Origin of the sequence: Streptomyces albidus (ex Kaewkla and Franco 2022) (assembly GCF_013870515.1) — a bacterium.
GTDB classification, from domain to species: Bacteria; Actinomycetota; Actinomycetes; order Streptomycetales; family Streptomycetaceae; genus Streptomyces; species Streptomyces albidus.
The window spans coordinates 49,163-58,865 of sequence record NZ_JACBXA010000010.1 but is presented as its reverse complement, the minus strand read 5'-3'; the positions used below and the strand labels follow the sequence as shown (position 1 = coordinate 58,865).

General features: G+C 69.7%; 11 protein-coding genes. 2 read left to right on the top strand and 9 right to left on the bottom strand.

Features of this window, described 5'->3' with window-relative positions; genetic code table 11:
- From H5J26_RS03745 to H5J26_RS03730, 4 genes are all read right to left on the bottom strand, one after another.
- On the bottom strand, window positions 1-880 hold an 880-nt coding region (locus H5J26_RS03745), incomplete at its 3' end, for an NAD(P)/FAD-dependent oxidoreductase (RefSeq protein ID WP_181764223.1).
- A gap of 154 nt (window positions 881-1,034) precedes the next feature.
- Complete coding sequence (locus tag H5J26_RS03740; RefSeq protein ID WP_181764222.1) at window positions 1,035-1,355, bottom strand: DMT family transporter; 321 nt, start codon at window positions 1,353-1,355, stop codon at window positions 1,035-1,037.
- 188 nt (window positions 1,356-1,543) lie between these two features.
- Window positions 1,544-3,622, bottom strand: a complete 2,079-nt coding sequence (locus tag H5J26_RS03735; protein WP_181764221.1) for a PhoX family protein — start codon at window positions 3,620-3,622, stop codon at window positions 1,544-1,546.
- 92 nt (window positions 3,623-3,714) lie between these two features.
- Window positions 3,715-4,383 (bottom strand): class I SAM-dependent methyltransferase, encoded by a 669-nt coding sequence (locus tag H5J26_RS03730; protein ID WP_181764220.1) that lies wholly within the window; start codon window positions 4,381-4,383, stop codon window positions 3,715-3,717.
- A 241-nt stretch (window positions 4,384-4,624) separates the two neighbouring features.
- On the opposite strand from H5J26_RS03730, the gene H5J26_RS03725 reads away from it, so the two are divergent.
- The gene (locus H5J26_RS03725) at window positions 4,625-5,059 is read left to right on the top strand and encodes a VOC family protein (protein WP_181764219.1); all 435 of its coding nucleotides are present in this window, start codon (window positions 4,625-4,627) and stop codon (window positions 5,057-5,059) included.
- A 116-nt stretch (window positions 5,060-5,175) separates the two neighbouring features.
- On the opposite strand, the gene H5J26_RS03720 is transcribed toward H5J26_RS03725, so the two are convergent.
- The 5 genes from H5J26_RS03720 to H5J26_RS03700 form a co-directional block, all read right to left on the bottom strand.
- Complete coding sequence (locus H5J26_RS03720) at window positions 5,176-6,288, bottom strand: methyltransferase domain-containing protein (protein ID WP_181764218.1); 1,113 nt, start codon at window positions 6,286-6,288, stop codon at window positions 5,176-5,178.
- Window positions 6,289-6,742: 454 nt separating this feature from the next.
- Window positions 6,743-6,898: a hypothetical protein gene (locus H5J26_RS03715; protein ID WP_181764217.1), complete on the bottom strand. Its 156-nt coding sequence runs from the start codon at window positions 6,896-6,898 to the stop codon at window positions 6,743-6,745.
- A gap of 59 nt (window positions 6,899-6,957) precedes the next feature.
- Window positions 6,958-7,281 (bottom strand): hypothetical protein, encoded by a 324-nt coding sequence (locus H5J26_RS03710; protein ID WP_181764216.1) that lies wholly within the window; start codon window positions 7,279-7,281, stop codon window positions 6,958-6,960.
- A gap of 17 nt (window positions 7,282-7,298) precedes the next feature.
- Entirely contained in the window at window positions 7,299-7,703 is a 405-nt protein-coding gene (locus H5J26_RS03705; RefSeq protein ID WP_309237762.1) for a hypothetical protein, read from the bottom strand.
- Between the two features lie 90 nt (window positions 7,704-7,793).
- Entirely contained in the window at window positions 7,794-8,978 is a 1,185-nt protein-coding gene (locus tag H5J26_RS03700; protein WP_181764215.1) for a helix-turn-helix domain-containing protein, read from the bottom strand.
- A 118-nt stretch (window positions 8,979-9,096) separates the two neighbouring features.
- On the opposite strand from H5J26_RS03700, the gene H5J26_RS03695 reads away from it, so the two are divergent.
- Complete coding sequence (locus H5J26_RS03695; RefSeq protein WP_181764214.1) at window positions 9,097-9,636, top strand: flavoprotein; 540 nt, start codon at window positions 9,097-9,099, stop codon at window positions 9,634-9,636.
- Window positions 9,637-9,703 lie beyond the last annotated feature (67 nt).

The window sequence follows — 9,703 nt, the reverse complement described above, 5'->3', positions numbered from 1 at the left end:
CGGGCACGGTCAGGTCGGAGTCGACCACGAGGCGCCCGCGGACGGTCTCCGCGCCGATGGTGCCGATCAGCGGGCTGGCGCTCACCCCCGCAGTCCAGATGAGGGTGCGGCTCGGCAGGGAACGGCCGTCGGTCAGCGAGACCGCGTCGTCGGTCACCCCGTCGACGGAGACGCCGAGCGAGACCTTCGTGCCCCGGCCGGTGACGATCTCCAGCGCCTTTCGTCCGAGCCGCTCGCCGAGTTCCGGCATCAGCGTCGAGGAGTGGTCGACCAGGTGCCACTTGATCCACCCCGGATCCAGGCGGCTGTAGCGGGCCGCGGCGGCGTTCGTCAGCCGCTGGAGGCACGCGACGGTCTCCGTGCCCGCGTAGCCGCCGCCGACCACCACGAACTGGAGCCGTGCGGCACGCTCCTCCTCGTCGTGCGTGACCGCCGCGAGGTCGAGCTGGCCGATGACGTGGTCACGGATGGAGGTCGCCTCGGCCAGCGTCTTCATCCCGTGTGCGTACCGGTCCAGGCCGGGGACGTCGAACGTACGGGTGACGCTGCCGGGTGTGAGGACGAGGCGGTCGTAGGGCTGGTTGACCAGCTCACCCGTGATCAGTCGTACGACGCACACCTTCGCGTCGGTGTCCACGCCGATGACGCCGCCCGGGACGATGCGCGTACGACGCAGCAGGCGGCGCAGCGAGGGCGCGACGGCCTGAGGCGTGAGCACGCCCGAGGCCACCTGGGGGAGCAGCGGGAGGTAGAGCTGGTAGTCGTCCGGCGTGATGAGGGAGATCTCGGCCTCGGACTCCTCGAGTTCGCGCTCGAGGCCCCGCGCGCAGTGCACTCCCGCGAAGCCGCCGCCCACGATGATCACTCTGGGTCGTTCCATGGATGTGCTCACTCGCCCTCACTCGCCGGGTCGGCACCTCCGGGGGCCTACGACGAAGCGGACCTCCGTGGGAGAAGGCTGGCACGGGGGTCCGGGCGCTGCATCCGCAGAGCTCCGCGTTGCGGCGGACAGAGCAGTCGCGTGTATCGGCGCCTCAGTGGAGGAACTTGAGCCCGACGACCCCGCCGACGATCAGCAGCAGGCACAGCAGACGGGCCATGGTGACGGGGTCGCCGAGCACGACCATGCCGTACACGGCGGTGCCGAGGGCGCCGATCCCCACCCAGACGCCGTAGGCGGTGCCGAGCGGGATGGTCGTCACCGCGTACGACAGGCCCGTCATGCTGAGCGCCAGCGAACCGAGGAAGAGCACCGACGGCCACAACTTGTGGAAGTTGCCGGAGGCTTCGAGGGCTCCGGCCCACACCGTCTCCAGCACCCCCGAGACGACCAGAACCACCCAGGCGAGGCCCATTCAGCTCCGCTCCCCTCCGCAGTCAGTACGGGTCCGGGCCCGCCCAGTCGATCACAGGCGGATCCGGACCGCGCGACAGGGTACGCCGGGGTGCCTCGGGATGCCGGGGCGAAGGCCGGAGCGGGTCCGCACGGGCGAAGCAGTGCCGCCCGCCTGGGAGGCGGGCGGCACTGCTTCGCGGACACCCCCTAGACGCCGATGTTGCCGCCGTCCGCACGCCAGACGCTGACGACCGAGGGCCTCACGTACTCGTCCGGCCCGTCCGGCCACTGGGAGGCGGGCTCCTCCACGGTCGCCCCGTCCACCTCACCCGGGTGCTGCACGGAGACCAGCACGCGACGCTCCTGGACGATCGGCCCGCAGGTCTCGGCCCCGGTCGGCACCGTCAGGAACTGGCGCACCTCGCCGCGCCTCGGCCCGGTCGTCGCCACGCCGAACAGGCCGTCGTGCGAGCCGAGTTCGTTGCCGTCGGTGGAGAGCCACAGATTCCCGTACGCGTCGAAGGTCACGTTGTCCGGGCAGGAGATCGGGCTGACCTGGTCCTTGGGGAAACCACCGAAGTACGTGTCCGGGTCGTCGGGGTCGCCGCACACGAGGAAGAGCCGCCAGGTGAAACGGCGCGCGGCCGGGTCGTCGTCCTTCTCGGCGAACTCCAGCACCTGGCCGTGCTTGTTGCCCTTGCGCGGGTTGGCCTCGTCCGGGCCCGCCTTGCCGGAGGCGCCGCGGTCGGTGTTGTTGGTGAGGGCCGCGTAGACGCGCCCGGTGCGCGGGCTCGCCTCGACGTCCTCCGGGCGGTCCATCTTCGTGGCGCCGACCTTGTCACCGGCGACCCGCGTGAAGACGTAGACCTCGTCCGCCGTCATGCCCTCCACGTGCGAACGGTCGCCCGTGGCCAGCGGGATCCACTTGCCGCGGCCGTCGAACTCCTTGTCGTCGGAGGGGAGTTCACCCGAACCGTCGATCTCGTCCGCCGGGCTGTCGCCGGTCAGCTTGGCCACGTAGAGCGTGCCCTCGTCCAGCAGCGTCAGGTTGTGCTCGTGATCCGCACGGCTCTCGCCGCGCCGCATCCGCTTCGAGGACACGAACTTGTAGAGGTACTCGAAGCGTTCGTCGTCGCCCATGTAGACCACGGCGTGGCCGTCGCGCGTGAGACGGGGCTGCGCGGCCTCGTGCTTGAAGCGGCCCAGCGCGGTGCGCTTGCGGGGCGCGGAGTCCGGGTCGTACGGGTCGAGTTCGACGACCCAGCCGAACCGGTGCGGCTCGTAGGGCTCCTTGAGGACGTCGAAGCGGTCGTCGAAGCGCTCCCACTTGCGCTCGGTGTCGGTGCCCTTGAGCGCGTAGCGTTCGAGCCGCTTGCGGTGCTTCTCGTCCTTCACCTTCTCGGTGTTGGCGAAGTACTGGTCGACGTTCTCCTCGCCGTGCAGCGTCGTGCCCCACGGGGTCGTCCCGCCGGCGCAGTTGTTGAGCGTCCCCAGGACGGTGCGGCCCTCCGGATCGGCGGAGGTGCGCAGCCATCGGCTGCCCGCCGCGGGGCCGGTGACCTCGAACGGCGTGGTCGCGGTGACCCGGCGGTTGAGCCGGTGGCGCGGCACGGCCTTCAGAGCGCCCGACTTGCTCTCCCCCTCGACCACGACGACGGAGAGCCCGTGCGCGGCCCAGCCGATCTCGGCCTGCTCGCGGGTGGGGTCGTCCGCGTCGTAGCCCGCGAACATCAGCACCTCGTCGGTGTACTCGTGATTGGCGACCAGCAACTGGCGCCGTGCGCCGCCGCGTTCACCGTCCCCACCGTCGAGCGGAAGCAGCGAGAGGAAGTCGTTGTTGTATCCGAACTGCCCTTCCTGGGCCTTCGCCGTCTGCTTCTTCGGGTCGAAGGCGGGGGCGCCGCGCAGGATCGGCTCTCCCCAGCGGATCACGACGTTCTGCTTGTAGCCCTCGGGAACGGTGACCTTGTCCGCCGTGTTCGGCTCGACGGGCGTGAACCGCAGGCCCTTGGCGGGCTTGCCCTTGGCGGAGCCGGCGCCCGCCGTCACCGCACCGGCGCTGTCACCGCTGCACGCCCCCGTGCCGGCGACCGCCACGACTCCGGCAACGGCCCCCGCCCGCAGCATCGTCCGGCGCGAGAGGGCGCCGGCGATGATGTCACCCGCGTACTCGTTGCCGCTGGTGTTGGGCGCCTCGTGGAAGCAGGCGTCCCCGCAGCGGTAGCGGCACGTCATGGCCGACCTTCCGCCCGGGTGCGAGCCGAGTATCGGCAACAGCTTGCGCATGGTCCCCTCCGGGTCTCAGCATTCCTGCGAGGACGCTATGGGCGTCGATCCGCCAGGGGGCGACCGTGGAGTGAACCGGGGGTGAACCCGTCCTACTTCGGCACGTGCGCACGCACCATCAGCGTGCCGACGTTCTCCGGGTCCGGCGCGGGGAGGATGTGGGCGTCGACGTCCACGAAGCCGTTGCTCCCGAGCACGTCGCTCCACATCTCGGGGGAGTAGGACCAGCGCAGCACCGTGAGCCTCCGGCCGCTGAGCCCGTTGCCGTACATCGCCTGCGGGCCGTAGAAGCCCTCGATCGGCTCCGCCTGTGAGACGGCGAAGACCCCGCCGGGGTTGAGCCGTTGACGCACCAGCGGGACGAGGTCCGCGGGGTCGGTGAACCAGACCGCACCCCATCTGGAGAAGACCGCGTCGAAAGTGGAGGGCGTGTTCGCCAGGAAGTCGCAGGCCTCCGCGTTCACGAACGAGACGCCGGGAGTGCCCTCCCACCACAGGCGGGCTCGGGCGATCTGCGCGGGCGAGAGGTCGAGCGCGGTCACCTCGACGCCGCTGCGGGCGAGGTAGACGGCCTCCTTGCCCTCGGCGCAGCCCAGTTCGAGAGCGGTGCGGGGCCGGCCCAGGAATCGTTCGCCGGGGCCGTGCGCGGGGTGCTGAGTCCATTCGAAGGAGTCGACCGGCGGTGGCGGGGGCTTGCCCTTGCCCTTGTGCGGCTTGTACGTGTCCCAGTACTCGGGGAGGCTCTTGGACGTGAGCGGCATGCGATTCCTCAGTGCGTGCGATGCGGGGATTTCACCACGCTCGGCACGGTATGCGTCACCCGCAGACTGACGGACGGGTACGAGGACGGTTCACCCGAACGTGCTCCGCGCCCCTACGGGCGGCAGCCGCGGCCGGAGCGTCATGTACAACCGGTCGCGGTCCCTCCGCCCACTTCTCCCCTCCCCTTCGGGGGCACCCGTCAGACATCCGTCAGACACCGTCAGAAAGGCTGTGAGCAGCATGAGCACCCCCGGCTCTCCCGTCCCCCGGTTCCATCTGGCCGTGCCCGTCGACGACTTGGACGCCGCGCGCCACTTCTACGGAGAGGTGCTGGGCCTGGAGCAGGGCCGCAGCGCGGAGAGCTGGACCGACTGGAATCTCCACGGCCACCAGTTCGTCACCCATCTCGCACCCGGTCACAGCGGGGGCGGTGCGCACAACCCCGTCGACGGCCACGACGTGCCCGTCCCGCACTTCGGGCTGCTCCTCACCGTCCCCGGGTTCCATGAACTGGCCGGCCGGCTGCGGGCCGCCGGCACGGAGTTCGTCATCGAGCCGTACCTGCGATTCGAGGGGCAGCCGGGGGAGCAGTGGACGATGTTCCTGCGCGATCCGGCGGGCAACGGGACAGTGGATGGACCTGTCATTAAGTTCAGCTTGGACGTAGCCGCTTGACCTCGGGTGATGTCTGGTGCTCTCACGCAAAGAGTTCCGCCCGGCATCTGTCACCGGGCGGAACTCACCTCTGGTTAGCGGGCTGAGGACCTTACGGTCAGGCGGCCGGACTGGTCTCACCGGACGGAAGTAATCACCGCATCAGGGGAGTGCAGCCATACGGCCTGCCCCTTCGGATCGACCATCAGGCCGAACTCATCCGCGTCGGGCCGTCCGAGGTCGACGTATTCGGCGTACGCCGCCTCCACCTCGGTCCATAGATCGCGCGATCCGAACTCGGTGACGGGCTTGCCCACATCGGCGATGGCCGCAGACCCGTCACGGTCCATCAGCCACACGCGCACGGTGTCGTCGTTCTCGCCCTGGGCGTGGACAACTTTGACGTCCGGGAGCCGCGCCCCGCCGTACATGGCGAAGCCCAGCGTCAACAGCTGTCGTGGGTCTAGGTCGCTCGTCGAGCTTCGCGCCGTGTCCTGGTCGACGTCGGCGGTGGGCGGTAGTCGGTGGGACCGCATCGGCATGTAGGAGGCCCCGCCCCGGAAGAACCCTGCCGCTGTTCCGTCGTCCTGCACGATCAGCTGCACCACGGCGCCCGACCAAAAGTCCCTGACCATGGGCGCGACGATGACGCCGCCCGGCTTGACCTGCTGCACCAGTGGCCAGGGCACGTGCCGCAGCGCGCACGTCGAAATCAGCCGGTCGTACGGAGCAGCGTCCGGCCATCCCTGTTCGCCGTCGCCGCAGATCACCGTGGGTGCGTACCCGGCTGCGTCCAGGGCCGTACGCGCCAGCGTGGCCAGGGTCGGGTCTACCTCGATCGTGAACACCTGCTCGTCGCTGAGGCGTTCGCACAGCAGCGCCGACACGTACCCGGTGGCGGTGCCGATCTCCAACACGCGGTTATCGTCGCGCACGTCGAGCAGGCCGAGCATCTTCGCGACCATCGACGGCATGCTGTTGGACGACGTTGCGATGCCGGGCCCGCCATCGCGCCCGTCATCAACCTGCGTCACCACGGGCCGGTCGCTGTAGATCAGCGCTTGCCGATCCGAGCTGTACCGGACCGGCGTGCACGTCTGCGGACCCTGCCGCCAAATCGTCGGCGGGACGAAGTCCTCGCGCGGCACCGCTTCCCACGCTCTTCGCCACTCCGGGGTCAGGAGGCCGCGCCCGCCCAGCAGGCGGACGAGCGCGGCGTGCCCCGGGTGATCCTGGGCTGTGCTGGTCATATCAGGCGTTGGGGCCGTCGCCGTCGGGGGATGGCGGCTCGGGCGGCGGCTCCCACGGCGTGTCGGACGGGCCGCTCCCGTGCTTGCCGCTGTCTGCGGCGTTCGTGCCGGTGGTCATGCTTCCTCCCAGTTGGTTGGCGCTTTCTTACCTGCCCGGCCGGGTCGCCATCGACCCAGTGAGGCAGGGGACTTGGGGCCGGCTCACTTCCCGGCGCTGATGCGTGGGCACTTTTGGCACTTGTAGAGGACGCCGCCGCCGTCAACGGGTACGCGCTTCATGGGTTGCCCGCAGTGCCGAGGCGCTGACATGGGTTCCTCCGTTGGTTCGTCCTCCCCGGGGGATGAGCGGCACCCCGGGGAGGGGTCTATGGGTGTGAGGGGCTGGCCGCGTACAGCAGCGGGATCAGCACCGCCGCAACGGCTATCCAGATGCCCAGCAACATGAGGTTCTGCTTCACGGCGCTCGCCTCTCTGCGTCGCGTGCCACCAGCGCGCGGATCTCCCCCCGCAGGCGGGGCGAGGCGTGTGGGTGCTCGGCGAGGGGCAGCACGCAGGGCAGGCAGCCGCGTCGCTCGCTGCCGAAGCTGCTGCCGTGGTCCTCCGCGCGCATGAGGGCGGTGTCCTCTGCCCAGCCCTCATGCAGGCAGCACACAGCCGGAGCTGCCCCGCTCACGACAGCACCCGCTTCAACGCCGTCAGCAGCCGGGATGTGTTGGTGTTCAGCTGGTGAGAGACGCGTGCCCAGTGCGGGCCGGGCAGGGAGACGATGCCCTCGGCAGGCATGAGGACGTGTCCGGACCGATTGATCACGATGACGCCGGGCATCTCCAACTCCCACCCGTCACCAGGGTCGGCGAAGAACCACATGCTCATGCCGTCGGAGACGACGGAGCCGCAGGCGGCGCCGAGCCGCACCATGACCGCCTCGCCGATGACGACGGAAACGCGGACGGCGTCCCACCGGTCACCGCCACGCTCCAACGTGAGCCGCATTCGCGCTGCCGGCACTGTCACAGCGATGACACCGCCTTGGTGCAGGCGACCGCTGACGCCAGAGCGTCGCGTAGCTGGTCGGCATCGGTGACGAGACCGACGGAGGTGGACCGGGCCCACCGCAGGCCGGGCACTCCCACCCAATCGCCAGGCGGGACCGCAACCCAACTGGACTTGCCGAGGACGTGAACGGCGGGCAGTTCCCATCCGTCGGCGGAGCCGAGGGGAACGAGCCAGTACGCGCAGCGGGTGAACGGGTCGTGGATGACCGCGCCTGTGCTGTCGCCGAGGAAGAACAGGACCAGCTCGGCGACGGACTCGGGCACCCGCACGGCACTCCAGCCCACGCCGCACTGCACCAGCTTGACGTCTCGGACCGGTGGGTCCCACAGCGCGCCTCGTGCAAGGTGAGGGGTACTCACAACGGCTCCTGGTCTCTTCGCTGGTCGATTGAAGCCAGCGTGACGAGAACGGAAGCCGCTAAGTGTCACTCTTCGGTGACACTCCGTGTGTTACAGGCCGATCCAAGCGGCCATGTTGTCCAAGGTGTCGGGCGTGCGACGCCGCTGATGCACCAGACCCTTGATGGTCTCCCGCGCTCCCGGGTGATACCGGGTCTGCTGCGGCGCCATGCGACGAGCCTCGACTAGCGACCCGATTGCCGCGTCCGTACGGCCTGTCTCCATCTCGCTGCGGGCCCGGTCGATGTAGACGTGCGCCCGCCGAGACATCGCCCAGTCCGCTGGCAGTTGCACCTTCCGGGCCTTCTCCAGCGCCTTCCCGTATCGGCGGAGTTCGACGTTTGCGGACACCTCGTGCGCGGCCACGTTCGCCGGGCCGAATGACAGCCAGTGCACATGGCCGGCCTCGCCCGTACGCTGTGCGTGCCGTTCGGCCTCGGCGAGATGTGCCGTCACCGCCTCCGTGTCCCGTGCTCGCGCGGCGATGACCGTTGCCCCAAGGTGCAGTTGCCCGGCCACAGCCAGAGACGCCCTGCTCTCCTCCGCCTGCGCGGCGATGCTGTGCCCGCGGCCGATGAGGCGCAGGCCGATCGTGTGCTCACCCTCGCGGAAGTACACCAACGCCCGCATGTACTGGCGTACGGCGGCGAGCAGCGGGTCCGAGGCGCGGTCAGCGGCCCACGCCATGCGGTCGAGGGCGATCGTCGAGAGGTCGAAGAATCCCAGCTTCGTTGAGACGTCGTGCGCGGTGCGGTACGTCGATCCCAGTGCCCGCCACACCTCGGACGACGGGGCCCGGTGTGCGGCCGTTGTCACCTCCGCGATCAAACGGGGGAGAGTACGGGCAGCGGCGTTCAAATGCGTAGCCCGCACCTGCTGGCACAACTCATCAGCAGCGGTCGTCAGTTCGCGGTCTGTGCGGACGGCCAGGTCGGGGTTGTCCCCCAGGTCGTACAGGTCGAGCGATTCACGGATGGGCCGGATCAGTTCGGCCAGCCGGTCCTGCTGGAGTTCGGTCACGTACGGCTGTCCTGTCAGTGCGGTGACGTCAATGCGCAGTTCGCGCGCGACGGCCGACACGAAGTCTGGGGCGGCGTTCTTGTGGCCCGTCTCCACATGCCTCAGCAGGCTGTAGGAGTAGGGGAGCCGATCGGCGAGCCCGCGCTGCGTGAGCCCGGCCAGTTTCCGCTGCTCCGCAATACGGGCACCGGTGTGTTGATCATCGAATGCAGGCATACCTGTCTCCGTTCCGTGCAGCCACTCGGAACCGTACTCGCGCAGCCACGTGCGAGATAGCAATCCGCCCCCGCTACCCGTCGGTTCGGGGGCGGAGTGCTGTGGTGGGATGCCCTGCATGGCTTCTCGCGTGCTGCACCTCCTCGCATCCGCCGCCCCGCCCGCAGTCGACCTCGTCGACGTCGTGTGGCGAGCGCGGGCCGACGGCTGGAACGTGTGCGTCGGCCTGACACCGACGGCTGCCGAATGGCTCGACGACCAACTTCCCGCCCTGGAAGGGCAGACCGGGCACCCCGTGCGCACCAAACCGCGTGGCTTCGGCGGTGGCGAGGTGTGGCCCCGCGCCGACGTCACGATCCTCGCCCCGGCCACACTGAACACCGTCAACACCGCGGCGGCCGGCCTGACACCGAACTTCGTGACGGGTTACCTCGCCGAGGCCATCGCGAAGCGCTGGCCGCTGGTGGTGATGCCGTGCGTCAACTCGGCGTACGCCACGCACCCCGCGTTCGAGCGCGGTATCGACGTCCTGCGAGGTGCCGGCGTTCGGGTCCTGCTCGGGGAGGGCGGCTACGAGCCGAATCCGCCAGGGCAGGGCGACCGGAGCAAGTACCCGTGGCATTTGGTGCTGGACGCTGCCCGGTCCCTCGCGGGGTAGACATCTCTTCCACGCTGATCATTGCCGCTCGTCCGGACGGCGTCGGCACTCCAGGGGAGGGCATGAA

Coding starts and splice junctions, on each gene's coding strand:
- H5J26_RS03710 (WP_181764216.1), bottom strand. CDS start 7,281: ATGCGGCTCACGTTGGAGCGTGGCGGTGACCGGTGGGACGCCGTCCGC.
- H5J26_RS03695 (WP_181764214.1), top strand. CDS start 9,097: ATGGCTTCTCGCGTGCTGCACCTCCTCGCATCCGCCGCCCCGCCCGCA.
- H5J26_RS03720 (WP_181764218.1), bottom strand. CDS start 6,288: ATGACCAGCACAGCCCAGGATCACCCGGGGCACGCCGCGCTCGTCCGC.
- H5J26_RS03725 (WP_181764219.1), top strand. CDS start 4,625: ATGAGCACCCCCGGCTCTCCCGTCCCCCGGTTCCATCTGGCCGTGCCC.
- H5J26_RS03715 (WP_181764217.1), bottom strand. CDS start 6,898: ATGCGCGCGGAGGACCACGGCAGCAGCTTCGGCAGCGAGCGACGCGGC.
- H5J26_RS03700 (WP_181764215.1), bottom strand. CDS start 8,978: ATGCCTGCATTCGATGATCAACACACCGGTGCCCGTATTGCGGAGCAG.
- H5J26_RS03740 (WP_181764222.1), bottom strand. CDS start 1,355: ATGGGCCTCGCCTGGGTGGTTCTGGTCGTCTCGGGGGTGCTGGAGACG.
- H5J26_RS03730 (WP_181764220.1), bottom strand. CDS start 4,383: ATGCCGCTCACGTCCAAGAGCCTCCCCGAGTACTGGGACACGTACAAG.
- H5J26_RS03735 (WP_181764221.1), bottom strand. CDS start 3,622: ATGCGCAAGCTGTTGCCGATACTCGGCTCGCACCCGGGCGGAAGGTCG.